This is a genomic window from Nocardia alni (assembly GCF_019038435.1).
GTDB classification, from domain to species: Bacteria; Actinomycetota; Actinomycetes; order Mycobacteriales; family Mycobacteriaceae; genus Nocardia; species Nocardia alni.
In genome coordinates this window covers 25,134-43,494 of the sequence record NZ_JAGPOX010000078.1, presented here as the reverse complement: position 1 = coordinate 43,494, position 18,361 = coordinate 25,134, and the positions used below count along the sequence as shown (strand labels likewise).

Below are 18,361 nucleotides of genomic sequence, written 5' to 3'. Positions count from 1 at the left end.
GTCCAACACCCCCTCGACGGCAGCCAGCAGGTCTTCCAGGCGGTCGACAAGGGCATCACCATGGCGCAGCAGCGCGGCTACCAGCTGCCGCAGCAGGCCATGACCGCCTACCAGGCCGCCAAGGCCAGCGGCGTCAAGCTCGACCCCAGCGTGATCAATTTCTTCGAGGCGAACAAGAACCTGATCCCCAACGGCTGATCTCCTCGAGCCCCCCAGTCACACTCGAGCCCCCCAGTCACAGAAGAAAGGCCCCGCATCCTCGAGGATGCGGGGCCTTTCTCGATGTTCGACTCAGCGGTTGATCACCGTGTGCGGGTGCACGTACGGAATCTGCTCGGCCGGCAACGGAAACTCGGTGTCCTCACCGAAGGGCGAGAGACCACCGGAACGGGACGACGACAGCTCGGAGACGGCGTGGCCGCCATTGGGGACACTCGGCCAACCGTTGTCGACGTAGGGTTTCTTCGATTTGTTCACCACAGCATCATTCTGGCACGAGCCCGGGGTGTCCGGCACGCCGCGTGGCCCGCGTGATACCAGGAGCGGCCCCGAGCGCCTAGCCGTACGCTGGATGAGATGACCACGACCGACCACGCAGCGCCCCGGGCCGGGGACGATCGCCCCGCCGGACAACGCTCCGCATCCCGCGGCTCGGTCAACGGCGCCACTACCACCCCCCTGGCCGACTGGCTGACAGCCCGCAGCGACGACGAACTCGTGGACCTGCTGGAGCTGCGGCCCGATCTGGCCGTGCCGCTGCCCGCCTCGATGACGGTGCTGGCCGCCCGCGCCGAACAGCGCGCATCGGTCTTCCGGATCTGCGACGAGCTGGACACCCTCGAATTCGCGATCATCGAGACCCTGGCCGTGCAGGATGCGAGCTTCCCGGGGCGCACGGCCACCCCCCTACCCCGCAAACGGCTACACGCCCTGCTCGCCGACCGGGTGCCCGCCAAGACCGTCGACGCCGCCGTGACCCGCCTCACCGCACGCGCCGTGGTCTGGGGCGACAAACAGCTGCACCTGGCCGCAGCCGCGAAGGATGCGCTGCCATGGCCGCTGGGCAGCACCACCGAACTCCCCGACGCGCTGACCGAGCCGGAGATCATCGCGGTGCTGGCCGAGATCGGCGCCGCCGAGCAGGCCCTGCTGGACAAACTCGCCGCCACCGGTCCGCGGGGCCGCACCCGCGACGCGGCCACCGGAACATCACCGGATCGTCCGATTCAGCGGCTGCTGACACACCGGCTGCTGAACTGGGTCGACGAGGAGACCGTCGAACTGCCGCCCGCGGTCGGTCAGGTGCTGCGCGGCGAGCCGGTCACCGATCCGCACGCACTGGTCCCCCCGAAGCCACAGCAGGTCAAATACTCCGCCACCGACGTCAATGCCGCCGCGGCGGTCGAGGTGGGCGAGCTGCTGCGGCACTGCGGCGACATCCTCGAGATCCTCGGCCAGACGCCGGCGCCGGCACTGCGCTCGGGCGGGCTCGGGGTGCGAGAACTGCGCCGGGTCGCCAAACAGTCCGGTATCGACGAAGCCCGCGTCGGTCTGCTGGCCGAGGTGCTCGTCGCGGCGCGCTTGCTGGACAAGGGGATTCCGGAACCACCGCCGGACGATTCGGCCGACGACTACTGGGCGCCGACCACGTCCGCCGACGGCTGGCGCGACGGCCCCGCGGCCCGCCGCTGGGTGGTGCTCGCGCACGCCTGGCTGGAGCTGGACCGTTTTCCGTGGATGATCGGCCTGCGCGATGCCAACGACAAACCGCTGGCCGCGCTGTCGGTGGAGCTGCGCACCATGCACGCGGTCGCCGATCGCCGGGCGATCCTGGAACTGCTGGCCGAATTCCCGGCCGGCAGCGCGGTGAGTGCCGCCGACCTGTCCCGCCTGCTGGCCTGGCGACAACCCCGTAAGCGCAGGCACTTCCACGCCGACGCGGTGGAGCGCACCCTCGCGGAGGCGGCGGCGCTCGGTGTCGCGGGTCGCGGGGCACTGACCTCCGCGGGGCGGGCCCTGCTCCATGGTTCGGCGCCGCAGGGCGAACCGGAAACAGCGGCGCGCACCGCGGTGGCGGGTCTGGGCAATGCCGAGGCGGAGATGCAGGCCGCGCTGCCCGAACCGATCGATCACGTTCTGGTGCAGGCGGATCTGACGGTGATCGCGCCCGGCCCGCTGGTGCCCGATCTCCAGAGCCGGATCGAGCTGGTCACCGATATCGAATCGGCCGGCGCCGCGACGGTCTACCGGATCGGCGAGCACTCCGTACGGCGTGCGCTGGATGCCGGGATGACCGCGGCGGAGCTGCATCAGCTGTTCGCCGCGCACTCGCGCACCCCGATCCCGCAGTCGCTGACCTATCTGATCGACGACGTGGCCCGGCGGCACGGTCGGCTACGGGCCGGGATGGCGCAATCGTTCATCCGCAGTGAGGATCCCGCCCTGCTGGCGGAGGTACTGGCCGCACCGGTATCCGCGCAGCTGGCCCTGCGCGCAGTAGCACCCACCGTGGCGATCTCCCAGGCTCCGCTCGGCGAGGTGCTCGATCAGCTGCGCGCGGCGGGATTCACTCCGGCGGGCGAGGATTCGTCCGGTGCGATCGTGGATCTGCGCCCGCGCGGCGCCCGCATCCCGGGCCGGCCCAACGCTCGCAATGCCTGGCGGCCGAATCCACCGAGCACCGAACAACTGCGGATGTTGGTGGGAGAGTTGCGCGCCGGTGAGAAGGCGGCACAGACACGCAGCGGACAGGCGGTGCGCGCCGACGGCACCCGCACCAGCACCGCGGCCACCATGGCGCTGTTACAACTGGCCGTTCGAGTCCGGCGACCGGTGCACATCGGGTACGTGGACGCACAGGGCGTCGCTACTGCGCGCATCGTCGAACCGCTCCAGGTCGCAAGCGGCCAACTGGACGCTCTGGACCCGGTGACGGGTGCGGTGCGGCATTTCACGCTGCACCGCATCGCGTCGGTCGCATTGGTCGAGCAATAGACCGCGGCTCACCAGCCCGCTGGACCGCCGGGTACCTGCCCGATACCCGCCGACCGCGGACGACTCACAATCGCCACGGCCTGTCGCTCACTGGTTCGGATACTGTTGCGTCAGCCCGTACATGCCGAGCATGAGGTAGCCGAGAGATCGGCCCAAATCGTCGGACAGCAGCATTAGTCCCATGATATTCACTTGTTCCGGCCTTCCCTCGAACTGATCCTGCGGAGATTGTATGCACAATCGTTGACACTGTCGCGCGCCAACTCGACGGCGGACTGTTCGGTCAATCCAGTCGCTGACGATGTCGACCCCGGGCACCCGGTCGTTACGCCGGATATTCGGATGTCCAACGCGCACAGGCGGTCCAGGCGCGCATCAGGCGTGCAGCGAGCCCGGGTACAGGTATCGGTCCGGCGGCGGTGTCGAAGCGTCCAGCCAGGCGGCGAAGAAGCCCGACAGATCGGTGTGCGTCGTGTCCTGCACGAACCGACGGAATTCGGGCATCGAGGCCCGGCCGTCAGCGTGTGACTGCACGAACCGCGCGACGGCCGGGAAGAACACGCCGTCGCCGATCAGGTGGCGCAGGGCATGCAGGAACAGTGGACCGCGATAGTAGACGGCGGTGAATTCCCTTCCGGCGCCCGGATTTTGCAGCGGAATCGCCCAGAACTTCGGATTGTCCCGCAGTTTCGCGATCGTCATGCGGTACTGCGCGTCGACGTCCTTGCCCTCCTTGCGTTCGGGCCACAGATAGTCGGCGGTATAGCTGGCGAAACACTCGTTGAGGCAGACATCGGACCAGTGGCGCACCGACATCGAGTCACCCCACCACTGGTGCGTGTTCTCGTGCACCACGGTGTTCAGATCGGTCCAGGGGGCGTAAATGGGCCGGGTCTGGGTCTCCAGCGAGAAATGCAGATCGGTGTCGACGTAGATTCCGCCGCCGCTCTCGAAAGGATAGGGGCCGTAGAGGGATTCGAGGAAGTCCAGAACCTCCGGCAGGCGCCGCTCCAGCGCCTTGCGCGATCCGGCCTGCGGAGCGAAGGCGCTGATCAGCGGGGTTCCGTCGGCCCGGCGCTGATTCAGGAATTCGAAGTGGTCGATCGCGACCGTTGTCAGGTATCCCAGGGTCGGATGCCGCGTGGCCCACTGCACGGTGCGCTTCGGGCCGTTCACCTCGTCGCGGATCCGCATCCCGTTCGACACCACCTGCCACTGCCGCGGAACCGTCACCGTCAGATCGAACGTGGCCTTGTCCAGCGGGGTGTCGTTGAGCGGATACCAGGTGGCCGCCGAATGCGGTTCGCCCGCGGCGAATGCGCCGCCACTCGGGGATATGGTCCAGCCCGCGTCCGGGGTGTCGGCCTCGATACCGGAGTATCGGACGGTCACCGTGAACGGCAGTCCGGGCAGAATCGGCAGCGCCGGAGTGATGACCAGCTTGTGCTTCCCGGCGGAGGCGAAACCGGCGGGCAGATCATCGACCGTGACCTGCTGGACGGCCGGACCGTTGAAATCCAGGTCGAACTCGCGCAGCGGCTGCGTGGACACCGCGCTCAGCCGCGCCGTGCCGGTCAGTGTGCGGGTCGGCGGGTCGTAGTCGATGGCGACGGCGTAGTGCTCGACGTGATAGCCGCCGTTGCCGTCGTCGGGATAGTAGGGATCGCCCAGTCCCGGCGCGCCGACCAGCGGATCGGTGGGCGGCTGTGTGCCCGAGGAGGCGACCTGCACGGGCACGAACGCCTGTGCGGGCAGGACCGGCGCGCTCGCCGCCAGCACGCCGACCACCAGCGCACACATCCAGTTACGCAAACTCCTCCACCCCTTCCGGGCACAGCGTGCCGATCAGGGGTCGATGCTAACCCGCAGCAAAGCCGGTACGGCGCCGACGCACCAGGGCTTACGGGTGAGATCAGCTAGTGGCGCCGGATACGGCCACGCTCACACCGAGGCCGATGATCATCGCTCCCCCGGCACCGCCGACCGCCTCCAACCGCCGCGGCGAGCGTGCGAACCAGTCACGGGCGACACCGGCCGCCAGCGCCCAGGCGCTGTCGGACACCAGCGCGATCGCCAGGAAGATCAAACCCAGGATCAGTATCTGCAACGGCACCGAACCGCTCGTTCGATCCACGAATTGGGGCAGCACGGCGGAGAAGAACACGAGCGCCTTCGGGTTGGTCACCCCGACCACGAAGCTTTGCCGCAGCACCCGGCGGTGGGGCACCGGCTGCGCGCTCGACGTGGTGTTCATCGCCGCACGTAGCGAGCGCCGCTCCCGGATGGCCTGGGCGCCTATGTAGATCAGGTAGAGCCCGCCGCCTATCTTGATGATGGTCAGCGCGATCGCCGACGCCGCCACCAACATGCCGAGTCCGGCCGCGATCAGCACGACCATCGCCAGCACGCCGAACGCATGCCCCAGCACCGATACCAGCGCGGCCCGCTTACCGTTGGTGAGCGCGCGGCCGATGGTGAACAGTACGCCCGGACCCGGAATCACGATGATGACCGTCGCGGCCACGAAGAAGGCGAGCAGATTGGCAGCGGGGATCATCGCCTCAGTCTAAGAAGGCGCGCAACGTATTTCACCCGATCTACCGCGACGGTTCGCCGCGCAGTTCCTGCGGTAGCTGATGCGGATCCAGCAGCAATCGCTTGGCATCGGCGTGTCGCACCTTCTCGGCCAGATCCAGATTGTCTGCCAGCAGCTTCCATTCGGCCTGGGGAATCGCGGCACGCGCGCGCTCGAGTACGGCCGGATCCCGGGTGCCCCAGGCGACCGGCATGGCGCTCACCGGTTGCCCCAGCCCGCCGGTGGACAGCGGGGCGCGATCGGCGCGCACCGTGACCGATGGCACCTGTTCGCCGGGCTGGATCAGATGCCCGGGCAGCGCGCGCACCTTCCGGGTGATCAGCGCGTATCGCGGGTCCGCGTCCGCCTTGGCCACATCGACCAGGATCAGGAGAACAGCGCCGCGCGTCAGCCGCTCCGACACCACGGCGGGAACGAGTTCGCCCTCCGCGTACAGCTTTTCGATGCGGGCGCGGTGCGGGGTCCACAATGCCGCGAACAGTGCCGTCACCGTACCCAGGGCCGTGGCGATGGCCAGCAGGAACGAATACGGGTGGTTCAACCAGATCAGCACAGCGGTGCACAACCCGAGCACGATCACGGCGATGAACGCACTGAGCCGCAGCCGCCTGGTATCGGCAACCACCTGGTTCACCGCACGTGCGTGCCCACGATCCACCGGGAATTCGAAGCGTCGCACGTCATCATTCCTAACACTTTTGTGGAGATGATGCCTCCGGATAAAAGGTGTCCGCCACCGTGCGTCGCGACCTTAGCCTATGGGCGGCCCCAAAAGGTCGTCCGCATCGGTGATGCGATAGGCATACCCCTGTTCGGCCAAGAAACGCTGCCGATGCGCGGCGTATTCCGCATCGAGGGTGTCTCGCGACACGACCGAATAGAAATGCGCCTGTCCCCCATCGTGTTTGGGCCGCAACAGACGCCCGAGACGTTGCGCCTCCTCTTGACGGGAGCCGAAGGTGCCCGAAACCTGCACCGCCACCGATGCTTCGGGCAGGTCGATGGAGAAGTTGGCCACCTTGGACACCACCAGCACCGGGATCTCACCGTTACGGAACGCCTCGAACAGCGCCTCGCGCTCCTTGGTCCGGGTGGAACCCTGGATGACCGGGGCCTGCAGGTGCTCGCCCAGCTCGTCGAGCTGGTCCAGATAGGCGCCGATGACCAGGCTGGGCGCGTTCTTGTGCCGGGCCAGGATCGACTCCACCACGGCGAGTTTGGTGCGTGCGGTGGAGCACAGTTTGTAGCGCTCCTCCGGCTCGGCGGTGGCATACGCCATGCGCTCGGCGTCGGTGAGAGTCACCCGCACCTCGACGCAGTCGGCCGGGGCGATCCAGCCCTGCGCCTCGATATCCTTCCAGGGCGCGTCGTAGCGTTTGGGCCCGATCAGCGAGAACACATCGCCCTCTCGACCATCCTCGCGGACCAGGGTGGCCGTCAACCCCAGGCGACGGCGGGATTGCAGGTCTGCTGTCATCCGGAAGACCGGGGCCGGGAGCAGGTGCACCTCGTCGTAGATGACCAGGCCCCAATCGCGGCTGTCGAACAGCTCCAGATGCCGGTATTCGCCCTTGGTCTTGCGCGTGACGACCTGATAGGTCGCGATGGTGACCGGACGGATCTCCTTGCGCTCACCGGAGTACTCGCCGATCTCGTCCTCGGTGAGCGAGGTACGCGCCAGCAGCTCGCGTCGCCACTGCCGCCCGGCCACGGTATTGGTGACCAGGATCAGCGTGGTGGCCTGCGCCTTGGCCATCGCGGCCGCGCCGACCATGGTCTTACCCGCGCCGCACGGCAGCACCACCACGCCCGAACCGCCGGCCCAGAACGAGTCGGCGGCGAATTCCTGGTAGTCGCGCAGATGCCACTCGTGGGTGGCGAAGTCCAGCTCGATCGGATGCGCCTCGCCGTCGACGTAGCCGGCCAGGTCCTCGGCGGGCCAGCCGATCTTGAGCAGCATCTGCTTGATGCGGCCACGTTCGGATGGGTGCACCTGCACCGTGTCAGGGTCGAGGCGCGCGCCGAGCATCGGCTGGATCTTCTTGTGCCGCAGCACCTCCTCCAGCACCGCTCGGTCGAGGCTGACCAGTACCAGGCCGTGCACGGGATGTTTGGTCAGCTGCAGGCGCCCGTACCGGGCCATGGTGTCGACGATGTCCACCAGCAGCGGCTGTGGCACCGCGTACCGCGAATAGGTCACCAGGGCATCGACCACCTGTTCGGCGTCGTGCCCCGCCGCTCGCGCGTTCCACAGCGCCAGGGGCGTCACCCGGTAGGTGTGCACATGTTCGGGCGCGCGCTCGAGCTCGGCGAACGGCGCGATGGCCTGCCGCGCGGCATCGGCCTGAACATGGTCGATCTCGAGCAGCAGGGTCTTGTCGCTCTGCACGATGAGTGGCCCGGGTTGCTGGTCGTCGTGGGGCATGGCGCCAGGATATCGGCGGGGACCGACATCCTGGCGCCTACCACGGATCGATCACCGGCGAATTTCGGATAAGTCCAGGTCCCGACGCATCTGGTGGGTGTGGGCTACCTCACGACGGCACCGATGGCACAGCGGGAAGGACTGGTGACGTCTGTCGATCATCCACCTGGAACAACGGCGACAGCTGGTGGAGACCGGCGGGTCGGGTAACTCGGCCCAGCCGACCAACAGCGCCACGAACACCGCCAGCCCATACAGCGCGGCCAGGGTAAAAGCCAGAATCTCCAGTGTCATGAGCTCACACTCCTTCCATAAATATCGTACTACGATATTTACGTGCCCCAATTGACGCCCCGTGACTACGCCACACTCCTGAACTTCCGCACCGCCCTGCGCCGTTTCGAACGCTGGAGCGAGGAGCGAGCCAGGCAGGTGGGCCTGACCGCGACACAGCATCAACTGCTGCTCGCCGTCACGGGCCACCAGCACGACCAGGGCCCGACGATCGGCGATATCGCGGACTACCTGACCGTGCGCCACCACAGCGCCGTCGGGCTGATCGATCGGGCGGTGACGGCAGGGCTGGTCGCACGGGTCCGCGACGAACAGGACTCCCGCATAGTGCGGCTGGTCGCTACCGCACTCGGCGCACAGCGCATCGAGTCGCTCAGCGAGCTGCACCTCACGGAGCTGGGCCGATTGGCGCCGGTCCTGGATCACCTGACCGCACGCCTGCCCGTCGCGGACGGCGCCGTGGGAGATGACTGATCGATCACACCCCGGGCGGCCACTCGGCGGCGGGGCCGATCGGATCGGTCGCCAGGCGCCCGGCGATCCAGACGTCGTGCCGCACCCCGCGCTGCGGGCCGCCCAGGCGCAGCCTGCCCTCGTATCGGAATCCGGCCCGCCGCGCGACGGCGGCCGAGGCATGATTGCCCACCATCGCGCGCCATTCGATGCGCACCAGCCCGAGCCGGTCGGGGCGGAACCCGAACTCGCACACCAGCCCCACCGCCCGGCTCATCAGTCCACGCCCGCGCAGCCGCGGCACCAGCCAAAACCCCATCTGCCCGCCCGTGCGGTCCTTACCCTCCGGCGTCAGATCGACCATGCCCGCCACCGGACCGCCGGCGGTCTCCCGCAGCGCCCAGGTGGGTCGGCCCTCGGCCCAGCCCTGCACGACCCCGTCCAGGAACTTCTCGGCATGCACACGGCGATAGGGCACCGGGATGGTCGTCCACCGGCTGATGGACGGCTCCTGACAGCATTCGACGATGCCGTCGATGTCGGCGGACGTGGGACGCGAGAGCCAGACGACACCGTCGGTCAGCTGGTAATCCTCCATTCAGCCATGCTGTCACGCGGACGATGCGGCGGCACAGGCAATTTCGTGAGCATGCGCCGTCACCGACGGCGTGACCATGCCATTCGACCGCGACCTGGCACAGGATAGGTTGTGACCATGCAGGACACCCCCACCGTCACCCGCCTACGCCCCTTCGCCTCGACCATCTTCGCCGAGATGACCGAGCTGGCCGTGCGCCACGATGCGGTGAATCTGGGGCAGGGTTTTCCCGATTCCGACGGTCCCGCCTCCATGCTGGCGGTGGCCGAACGCGCCATCGCCGGGGGGTTCAACCAGTACCCGCCCGGGCGCGGCGTCCCGGCGTTGCGCCAGGCGATCGCCCGGGACCGCGCGACCCGGTACGGCACCGAATACGACCCGGACAATCAGGTGCTGGTGACGGTCGGCGCCACCGAGGCGATCGCCGCGACCATCCTCGGCCTGGTCGAACCCGGACAGGAAGTGGTGCTCATCGAGCCGTACTACGACTCGTACGCGGCGGCCGTCGCCCTGGCCGGGGCGAACAGGCGCACTGCCCGGCTAGTCCCCGACGGCGACGGGTTCGCCCTCGACCTGGACAGCCTGCGCGCCGCGATCACTCCGAACACCCGTGCGCTGCTGCTGAATTCACCACACAATCCGACCGGGACGGTACTGTCCCGCGCCGATCTGCAGGCCATCGCCGATCTCGCGCGGCAGCACGATCTCCTGGTGGTGACCGACGAGGTGTACGAACATCTCACCTTCGACGGACACGAGCACATCAGCATCTCCACCCTGCCAGGCATGTACGAACGTACCGTCGTGATCTCCGGTGCGGCAAAAACTTTCAGCGTCACCGGTTGGAAGATCGGCTGGGCGTGCGGCCCCGCGCCGCTGATCGATGGCGTGCTCGCGGCCAAACAGTTCCTGACCTTCGTCGGCGGCGGCCCCTTCCAGCCCGCGATCGCGCACGCCCTCGAACATGAGCTGCCCTGGGTCGCGACACTGCGGGACACTCTGGCGGACAAGCGAATCCGCCTGTCGAAGGCCCTGGCCGAGGCAGGATTCGGGGTCAAGCGCAGCGACGGGACCTATTTCGTCTGCGCTGACATCACCCCGCTCGGCGCGCACGACGCGCTGAACTTCTGCCGGGAACTGCCGCAGCGCCTCGGCGTTGCCGCGGTGCCACTGAGCGTCTTCGCCGACGACAAGGCCTCCTGGAATCACCTGGTGCGCTTCACCTTCTGCAAGAAGGAAGAGACGATCGCCGAGGGTATCCGGCGCCTGCACGGCCCGCGGTAACCCGGATCCCCGGACGAAGGAGGTCCTGGAGTGCTGGACGGAACTCCAGGACCACCTCCGTCCGGGGCCCCCGCGAGACGATGGGCCCGCCGGGTGGGCGAACTCAGGCGGGCAGGGGGCGGGCGCGGTCCGAGGCGAGCAGGACCGCGATCGCGCCGAGCATCGTTCCGGTGACCCAGCGCTGTGCCCGCAACCATAGCGGCCGATCGCCCAGGAAGGCCGCGATCGCGCCCGCACCCAGGACGATCAGGCCGTTCACCGTCAGCGCGACGGCGATCTGCACCCCGCCCAGGCACAGGCTCTGCAACCAGACCCGGCCGTGCGCGGGCACCACGAACTGCGGAATCAGCGCCATGTACATGATCGCGATCTTCGGATTCAGCAGGTTGGTGAGCAGACCCATCCCGAACAGCTTGCCCGTCCGATCGGCGGGCAGCTCACGAGGCGCGAACGCCGATGTGCCGCCGGGCCGCAACGTCTTCCACGCCAACCATCCGATATACAAGGCGCCCGCCATCTTCAGCGCCAGATACAGATCCGGTACGACCGCGAAGATCGCGGTGATCCCCGCAGCCGCCGCGGCCAGATAGCACAGAAACCCGACCGCGACACCGGCGAGCGACACCAGCCCGGCGCGACGCCCCTGCGAGACGGTACGCGACACCAGGTACATCATGTTCGGCCCCGGGGTGAGCACCAGCCCGAGCGCGGCGATCACCACACCCACTATCGCAGTCGTACCGATCATGAAACCCATACTGGACTGCCGAACGATCCACTGTCGCGGGCCAATCGCCGAGAACTGGCCTGTCTTCTACCCGTCCCGTCGAGCGGCAACGGCGGCCGCGAGGCCGTCCAACTGAACGACGGTGGTGTCCCAGTCCAGGCACGCGTCGGTGATGGACTGTCCGTAGACCAGGTCCGCGGCGCGGCCGAGGGTCAGGTCCTGACGACCGGCGGCCAGGAAGCTCTCCATCATCACCCCGACGACGCTGCGGTCGCCGGCGGCGAGACGTCCGGCGACATCGGTGACGACGTCGACCTGACGGTTGTGGTCCTTGTTGCTGTTGCCGTGGCTCGCGTCGACCACCACCCGCTGCGGCAGCTGCGCCTTCTCCAGCCGCAGGCACGCCTCGGCGACCGAGGCCGCGTCGTAATTCGTGCCATTGCTGCCGCCGCGCAGGATGACGTGGCAGTCCGGATTGCCGGAGGTGCGGATGAGCGCCGATCGGCCGTCCAGATCCGTCCCCGGGAATACATGGCTGGCCCCGGCCGCGCGCACACCGTCCACGGCCACCTGCACATCACCGTCGGTGCCGTTCTTCACCCCGACCGGCATGGACAGGGCGCTGGCCAGCTGCCGATGGACCTGGCTGGCCGCGGTCCGCGCCCCGATCGCACCGTAGGACACCAGATCGGCGATGTACTGCGGAGTGATCGGGTCGAGGAATTCGCACGCCACCGGCAGGCCCAGCGCGGTGATGTCGACCAGCAGCCGCCGCCCCAGCCGCAACCCGGTGTCGATGTCGAAGGTGCCGTCCAGGTGCGGATCGTTGATCAGGCCCTTCCAGCCCAGCGTGGTACGCGGCTTCTCGAAGTACACCCGCATCACCACGTGCAGCCGGTCGGATACCTCGGCGGTCTTGGCGGCCAGGCGGCGCGCGTAGTCGAGGGCGGCCTCGGGATCGTGCACCGAACACGGGCCCACGATCACCATGAGGCGGTCGTCGACGCCGTTGAGCACATCGACCGTGGCTCGGCGGCCCGCACGGACGATATCGGCGAGCCCGTCATCGACGGGGTGCGCGCGACGCACATCGGCGGGCGACACCAGCGGGCTGATACTCAGGGTGCGGCGGTCGTCGAGGTCCGAATGTGGTGCGTCGACATCGGCTGCGGTTGTCATCGTGTGGTCCTTGTCATCTCTGGCCGGCCACGATGAGGAATTCCCGTCGAGCCGGCATATCCGGCTCGGAGTGGAAGAAGGTCAGCGCGGTTCACCGACCGGCCCACCCAGGGCCGGGGAGATAAACCAGAAATACACGCGCTGCACGGAGGCGACTGTACCAGGCTCGCGGGGCGGATCGCCGAGGCCGCCCCAGCCATGACCACCGCCACACCTGGGCCGCCCCGGACGCGACGCGGCCCGGCCGGATCGAAAGATCCTGTGCCGGGCCGAATATCGCGAACCCCTACGTGAACATCCCGGGCTCGTAGCCGCCCGCCGGATTGCGCAGGATCACATTGAACCGGTTGTAGGCGTTGATGACCGCGATCACGGAGACCAGCGCGCCGATCTGCTCGTCGTCGTAGTGCTTGCGCACCTGTGCCCAGGTCTCGTCGCTGACCCCCTTGTGCGCGTCGGCCAGCCGGGTGCCCTCCTCGGCCAGCGCCAACGCGGCACGCTCGGCCTCGGTGAACACGGTGGCCTCGGGCCAGGCGGCGACCAGATTGAGCCGCAACCAGGTCTCCCCGTCGGCCACGGCGTCCTTGGAGTGCATATCCACGCAGAATCCGCACCCGTTGATCTGGCTGGCACGCAGCATCACCAGTTGCTGTGTGGCCTTGGGCAGGGTCGAGTTCTCGAATACCTGTCCGACACTCCCCAGTCGCTTGATGACCTTCGCGAGGGTGTCGTTGGCGAACATATCCAAACGGGATTCCATGACGGTGTCCTCCACTCGGTGCGCCCGCCCGGTCAGGCGGCGCTCTACCAGGAGGACGAGGCGTCGCGACGAACTGTGACACCCGGGATCATGACCCGCGTCACCTCAGCGGAAGTGGTAGCTGACCTTGGTCAGCTGTTCGGACAGGTCCCACAGGCGGCGGGCGGTGACCTCGTCCTTGGAGGCCGTGGAGGAGCCGCTGGGGCCGGGATGTCCGCGCAGTCCGCCCAGACGGGTCGGACCGTAGAAGCCGCCCGGGGTGACCGAGGCGGCGGTGGCCGCGTACAGGCTGGGCAGAGCGCCCATTTCGGGACTCTGGCCGAGCAGCCGGTTGCCCAGCGCCATCACCGGGTTGACGAAGGACTCGGTATGGAACTGCAGACCCGTTGCGGCATAACCGGGGTGGGCCGCCACGGCGATCTTCGGCGAACCGCTCGCGCTCAGGCGGCGCTGCAACTCGCGGGTGAACATCAGGTTGGCCAGCTTGGACTGGCAGTAGGCGGCGGCGCGCCGATAGCGGCGCTGCTCCCAGTTCAGGTCGGCCACATCGATCCGGCCCCACCTGTGCACGACGCTCGAGACGGCGACGATCCGGTCCGAGATCTTGTCCAGCAGCAGCCCGGTCAGCGCGAAGTGCCCGAGATAGTTTGTGCCGATCTGCATTTCGAAGCCGTCCGCCGTGCGGCCCAGCGGCACGGCCAGGACCCCGGCATTGTTGATCAGCACGTCGGCATGCTCGACTCCGTCGGCGAACTCGCGCACCGAGGCCAGGTCGGCCAGATCCAGGCGGCGCACGTGAGCCCGCTCGCCGATGGTGTTCGCGACCGCCCGCGCCTTCACCTCGTCGCGACACGCCATGATCACCTGCGCACCCGCTCCGGCCAGTGCCCGTGCGGTCGCCGCGCCGACCCCGCTGTTGGCGCCGGTGACGATGATCGTCCGGCCGCTCTGGTCGGGGATGTCGGAAGTATCCCAGCCGCTCACAGACAGGAGTCTAGATCCCCACCCGGAACCCGTGATAATCCGTCCATATTTGCCTGTAGTTTGCTTGTTGCAAAAAGGAAATGGACTCGACGGCGCGTGCACAACGCGACCACCTCGGCGAACGGTAGCCTCCGCTGGCATGGACACGCTGCTCTTCGCGGGATTGCTCGCGACCCTCGCGATGATGTATCAGCAGCGATCCCGAAGGGCGGTCTCGAGCGGATGGTGGATCGTGTTCATATTCACCTGCCTGCTGCTGCGGCATCACATTGCCGGCGGACTGGGCCTGGGGCTGACGTGGTGAATTTGTCGATGATCGAGCGCCGTGAGTCCTTGTCGGGACACATTCAATTCTGGCTGGCGTGTCTGTTCCTGGCAGGCTGGGCGGTCGTGGTCTGCGGCGGATTGGCCCTGCAATTCCTCGCTTGGGAGTACCCGTGCCCGCTGGCCCTGATACAGCGCATATTCATGCTGCTGGCCGGGCTGGGCGGCGGTTATATCGTCCGCAACGCCATGAACGGGGAACTCGAGGCGAGCGATTACACCACGGGCTGGGGGCTGGCACTGCTGGGTTGCGCCGCGGGCGGCTTCACATCGTGGCGGCAGACCATGCTGCATATTCTTCCGGGCGATCCGGGATACGGAACGCCCGTGTTCGGGCTGCGCTCGTATGTGTGGGCGTTGATTCTTTTCGTCGCGGCGATCGCCGCGATCGGCGCGGTGTTGTCGGTGTCGGATCGCACCGGGGCGCAGACCATTCCGGCTGCGCCGCATCGCCTGGTCGGCAGGGCATGCTTCGCCCTGCTCGGTGTGGTGATCGCGCTCAATGTGGTGTCGGTGTTCGCACTGGAGGGCCTGCACTGGTTCCTGCCGGCCGAGCCGGATCGCTACCAACTCTTCCACGACCTGGACCTGATCGGTTGATTCGCCGCCGCGGCGGCAGCGCGCTCCTCTGATATAGGGTTGCCTAACCTATATTTCTCATGCCGGGCATGGGGCGCGACACCGAGGCAGGACCCGTGACATCGAACTCACCCGCACGCGACGGATTCACACCCATCCCCACCGAATTCGCCGGCCGATACCGCACGGCCGGATACTGGACAGGCCGATCGCTGGGCGGACTACTGCGCTCGGCGGCTCGGCGCTGGCCGGATCGGCCCGCGCTGGTGGACGCCGCCGGGAAACGCAGCTATCGCGAACTGGACGCCGACGCCGACCGCATGGCCCGCGGAATTCTCGCCGCGGGTATCGAATCCGGTGATCGAGTTATCGTGCAACTGCCGAATGTGCCCGAGTTCGCGGTGGTGCTGTTCGGACTCCTGCGCGCCGGGGTGATCCCGGTACTGACGCTGCCCGCTCATCGCCGCGCGGAAATCGAACACCTCGCCGAATTGTCCGGCGCCGTGGGATGTTTCACGGTCGATAAGATCGGCGAATTCGACTACAGGGAACTGGCCGCCGAGGTGTGCGGCCGGCTCCCGGGACTGCGACACGTCTTCGTCCTGGGCGACCCGGGGCCGTTCACCGCGCTGGATTCGATACCGTGCGAGGGCGATTCGCTGCCGGAGATCGCCGCGGACCAGATCGCGCTGATGCTGGTCTCGGGTGGCACGACGGGTCTGCCCAAGCTCATCGCCCGCACCCATGACGACTACGGCTACAACGCGCGCGCGAGCGCCGAGATCTGCGGGCTCGGCCCGGACGACGTCTACCTCGCGGCTCTGCCCGCCGCGCACAATTTCCCCCTGTCGTGCCCGGGAATTCTGGGCACCATCGCGACCGGCGGCGCGATCGCCCTCGTCACCGACCCCAGCCCGGAATGCGCCTTCGCCGCCATCGAACGCCACCGTGTCACGGTGACATCGGTAGTGCCGCCACTGGCCCAGCTATGGTGCGCCGCAACCGAATGGGAGGAGGCCGACCTCTCCTCGCTGCGGCTGCTACAGGTGGGCGGCGCCCGGCTGGACGAGACCAATGCCCGCACGGTACGCCCCGCGCTGGGAGCCACACTGCAACAGGTGTTCGGCATGGCGGAGGGGCTGGTGAACTACACCCGCCTCGACGATCCGGAGGACATCGTGTGCACCACGCAGGGCAGGCCCCTGTCGCCCGCCGACGAGATCCGCGTCGTCGACACCGACGGCCGCGATGTCGCCCCCGGCGACGAGGGCGAGCTGCTGACCCGAGGTCCCTACACACTTCGTGGCTATTACCGCGCACCGGAACACAATTCGCGCTCGTTCACCGCCGACGGCTATTACCGCAGCGGTGATCTCGTGCGCCGGCTGTCGAGCGGCCATCTCATCGTGTCCGGCCGGATCAAGGACGTGATCAACCGCGGCGGCGAGAACGTCTCGTGCGACGAGCTCGAGGAACATCTGCTCGCCCATCCCGCCGTGCGCCACGCGGCCGCCGTCGGCCTCCCCGATCCCGGGCTGGGCGAGAAGGTCTGCGCCGTACTCGTTCTCGACCGCAAGGCGCTCGCCGCCGCACTCACTCTCGCCGAGGTCAGACAGTTCCTGACCATCCGAGGCCTGGCCCCTTACAAACACCCCGACCTGCTCCGGACGGCCGACACCCTGCCACTCACCGCCGTGGGCAAGATCGACAAGAAGGCCCTGCGCGCCACCCTGTGACTAGGCACGCACGATGTAAGGCGCTACGCTGCTCAGCTTTTCGCAGGTCTCCTCGAATTCACGCGCGGGGGTGGACTGGGACACGATCCCCGCCCCGGCTCGCAGCCAGGCGCCGTCGGCGCTCTGATACACCGCGCGCAGCACCAGCGTCGCCTCCAGCGCCCCGGTGGGGGAAACCGTCACCACCGCACCGGAATACAGCCCGCGCGGATCGTTGTCGAGGCGGAACACCGCATCGACCCCGGCGGACTTGGGAATTCCGGAAGCGGTCACCGAGGGAAACAGCTTTTCCACCGCCTCCCAGGGGGTCCGGCCCGCGTCCAGTCGCCCGCGCACGGTGGAGGCCAGGTGCTGCACGCTGCCGCGCTCGCGCACCGCCATGAAGTCCGACACCACCGTACTGCCCGGCTCCGCGACGGCGGCGATCTCGGTGAATGATGTCTTCACCGAAATCGCGTGTTCGACAATTTCTTTCGGGTCGGAAGCCAGGTCCGACCGGGCGGCGGCATCCGCCTGCGCGCCACGACCGAAGGCCCGGGTACCGGCCAGCGGTTCGGTGGTCACCGTACGGTCGTCGTCGACGGCGACGACCAGTTCCGGACTGAAACCGGCGGCCTCCAGTCCGCCGAGGCGCAACAGGAACGACCGTGCCGGAGTGTTGTGCGCCCGCCCCAGCCGATAGCTGGCGGGCACATCGACGGGGAACGGCAGCTCGACCTTCCGGGACAGAATCACCTTCTGGTATCGGCCATCCCGGATCTCGCCGACCGCCCGGACCACCCGGTCGCGGTAGCCGGACGCATCCGCGGCGATGTCCACCGGATGCGCCTGCGGGACCGGGGCATCCTGCGACGCGGCGATAAGCTCGTGAATGTCCGCCGTCTCGCGGGGCGTCGCACCCGCCACCCGCACCCCGGCGGTATCGATACGCACCTCGATGCGCGGAACCATCAGGTGTGCCAGCGCAGTTCGTGCGGGCAGGTGCGCGGTGGCGTCCAACGCCCAGGCGCAGAACTCGAATCCGATCCAGCCGTAGGCCGTCCGCCCCGCAAGCGGCAGCTCGGCCAGCGCCCGATCCAGCACGTGCGCGGGACCGCCCTCCCACGCCCGCGCGCTGACATGCCCCGACCGATCCATCCGTAATTCCTCGGCGTCGAGCTCCACTTTACCGAGCGGATCGGCGGCGAAAACCCATTCACCGGGGCGTTCGTACATCACGTACTCCCCGAACCAATCGGCGCCCGCCAGCGCGGCCATCGCCGCCGCCGCATCGAGTCCCCCGGTACCGCGACCATCCGCGGTGCTCACCGCCGCTGGATCCATCTCATATCCGATCCGTACGCGCTCGTCCGTGGTCGACACCGATCCTCCAAGGTTATGCTCACCTTACTATCTCGAGTGAGGTTAGCATTACCTGATTTGCTTGCG

18 protein-coding genes and 1 pseudogene are annotated in these 18,361 nt (G+C 67.9%); 7 read left to right on the top strand and 12 right to left on the bottom strand.

Going from position 1 to position 18,361, the window contains the following annotated elements:
• Positions 1–198, top strand: a pseudogene (locus JZ791_RS26540) (resuscitation-promoting factor); the annotation flags it as partial.
• 93 nt (positions 199–291) lie between these two features.
• Here the strand turns inward: JZ791_RS26540 and JZ791_RS26535 are convergent.
• Positions 292–480, bottom strand: a complete 189-nt coding sequence (locus JZ791_RS26535) for a hypothetical protein (protein ID WP_216897952.1) — start codon at positions 478–480, stop codon at positions 292–294.
• 96 nt (positions 481–576) lie between these two features.
• Here JZ791_RS26535 and JZ791_RS26530 point away from each other — a divergent pair, with 96 nt between their 5' ends.
• Positions 577–2,994 (top strand): helicase-associated domain-containing protein, encoded by a 2,418-nt coding sequence (locus tag JZ791_RS26530; RefSeq protein WP_216897951.1) that lies wholly within the window; start codon positions 577–579, stop codon positions 2,992–2,994.
• Between the two features lie 375 nt (positions 2,995–3,369).
• Here JZ791_RS26530 and JZ791_RS26525 read toward each other — a convergent pair whose 3' ends face one another.
• The 5 genes from JZ791_RS26525 to JZ791_RS26505 form a co-directional block, all read right to left on the bottom strand.
• Positions 3,370–4,794: a M1 family metallopeptidase gene (locus JZ791_RS26525; protein ID WP_216897950.1), complete on the bottom strand. Its 1,425-nt coding sequence runs from the start codon at positions 4,792–4,794 to the stop codon at positions 3,370–3,372.
• Positions 4,795–4,906: 112 nt separating this feature from the next.
• On the bottom strand, positions 4,907–5,551 hold the full coding sequence (locus JZ791_RS26520) for a LysE family translocator (protein WP_216897949.1): 645 nt from the start codon (positions 5,549–5,551) through the stop codon (positions 4,907–4,909).
• A gap of 40 nt (positions 5,552–5,591) precedes the next feature.
• Positions 5,592–6,269, bottom strand: coding sequence for a DUF3239 domain-containing protein (locus tag JZ791_RS26515; RefSeq protein ID WP_216897948.1), 678 nt, complete (start codon positions 6,267–6,269; stop codon positions 5,592–5,594).
• Between the two features lie 72 nt (positions 6,270–6,341).
• A complete protein-coding gene (locus tag JZ791_RS26510) occupies positions 6,342–8,015 on the bottom strand; it encodes a DNA repair helicase XPB (RefSeq protein ID WP_216897947.1) in 1,674 nt (557 codons plus the stop codon).
• 51 nt (positions 8,016–8,066) lie between these two features.
• Entirely contained in the window at positions 8,067–8,309 is a 243-nt protein-coding gene (locus JZ791_RS26505) for a hypothetical protein (protein ID WP_216897946.1), read from the bottom strand.
• Positions 8,310–8,351: 42 nt separating this feature from the next.
• Here JZ791_RS26505 and JZ791_RS26500 point away from each other — a divergent pair, with 42 nt between their 5' ends.
• A complete protein-coding gene (locus JZ791_RS26500; protein WP_308163106.1) occupies positions 8,352–8,783 on the top strand; it encodes a MarR family winged helix-turn-helix transcriptional regulator in 432 nt (143 codons plus the stop codon).
• Positions 8,784–8,787: 4 nt separating this feature from the next.
• Here JZ791_RS26500 and JZ791_RS26495 read toward each other — a convergent pair whose 3' ends face one another.
• On the bottom strand, positions 8,788–9,360 hold the full coding sequence (locus JZ791_RS26495; RefSeq protein ID WP_216897945.1) for a GNAT family N-acetyltransferase: 573 nt from the start codon (positions 9,358–9,360) through the stop codon (positions 8,788–8,790).
• A 117-nt stretch (positions 9,361–9,477) separates the two neighbouring features.
• On the opposite strand from JZ791_RS26495, the gene JZ791_RS26490 reads away from it, so the two are divergent.
• Positions 9,478–10,644: a pyridoxal phosphate-dependent aminotransferase gene (locus JZ791_RS26490; RefSeq protein WP_216897954.1), complete on the top strand. Its 1,167-nt coding sequence runs from the start codon at positions 9,478–9,480 to the stop codon at positions 10,642–10,644.
• A gap of 103 nt (positions 10,645–10,747) precedes the next feature.
• On the opposite strand, the gene JZ791_RS26485 is transcribed toward JZ791_RS26490, so the two are convergent.
• From JZ791_RS26485 to JZ791_RS26470, 4 genes are all read right to left on the bottom strand, one after another.
• Positions 10,748–11,392 (bottom strand): LysE family translocator, encoded by a 645-nt coding sequence (locus JZ791_RS26485; protein ID WP_216897944.1) that lies wholly within the window; start codon positions 11,390–11,392, stop codon positions 10,748–10,750.
• A gap of 66 nt (positions 11,393–11,458) precedes the next feature.
• The gene (locus JZ791_RS26480; protein ID WP_216897943.1) at positions 11,459–12,550 is read right to left on the bottom strand and encodes a 3-deoxy-7-phosphoheptulonate synthase; all 1,092 of its coding nucleotides are present in this window, start codon (positions 12,548–12,550) and stop codon (positions 11,459–11,461) included.
• Between the two features lie 286 nt (positions 12,551–12,836).
• Positions 12,837–13,310: a carboxymuconolactone decarboxylase family protein gene (locus JZ791_RS26475; RefSeq protein WP_216897942.1), complete on the bottom strand. Its 474-nt coding sequence runs from the start codon at positions 13,308–13,310 to the stop codon at positions 12,837–12,839.
• 105 nt (positions 13,311–13,415) lie between these two features.
• Positions 13,416–14,294, bottom strand: a complete 879-nt coding sequence (locus tag JZ791_RS26470; protein ID WP_216897941.1) for an oxidoreductase — start codon at positions 14,292–14,294, stop codon at positions 13,416–13,418.
• Between the two features lie 139 nt (positions 14,295–14,433).
• On the opposite strand from JZ791_RS26470, the gene JZ791_RS26465 reads away from it, so the two are divergent.
• The 3 genes from JZ791_RS26465 (at position 14,434) to JZ791_RS26455 (ending at position 16,933) form a co-directional block, all read left to right on the top strand.
• On the top strand, positions 14,434–14,598 hold the full coding sequence (locus JZ791_RS26465) for a DUF5993 family protein (protein ID WP_216897940.1): 165 nt from the start codon (positions 14,434–14,436) through the stop codon (positions 14,596–14,598).
• An 8-nt stretch (positions 14,599–14,606) separates the two neighbouring features.
• Positions 14,607–15,218 (top strand): disulfide bond formation protein B, encoded by a 612-nt coding sequence (locus JZ791_RS26460; protein WP_216897939.1) that lies wholly within the window; start codon positions 14,607–14,609, stop codon positions 15,216–15,218.
• Positions 15,219–15,313: 95 nt separating this feature from the next.
• Entirely contained in the window at positions 15,314–16,933 is a 1,620-nt protein-coding gene (locus tag JZ791_RS26455; RefSeq protein WP_308163105.1) for a (2,3-dihydroxybenzoyl)adenylate synthase, read from the top strand.
• On the opposite strand, the gene JZ791_RS26450 is transcribed toward JZ791_RS26455, so the two are convergent.
• Complete coding sequence (locus JZ791_RS26450) at positions 16,934–18,295, bottom strand: salicylate synthase (protein ID WP_216897937.1); 1,362 nt, start codon at positions 18,293–18,295, stop codon at positions 16,934–16,936.
• Positions 18,296–18,361: the final 66 nt, after the last annotated feature.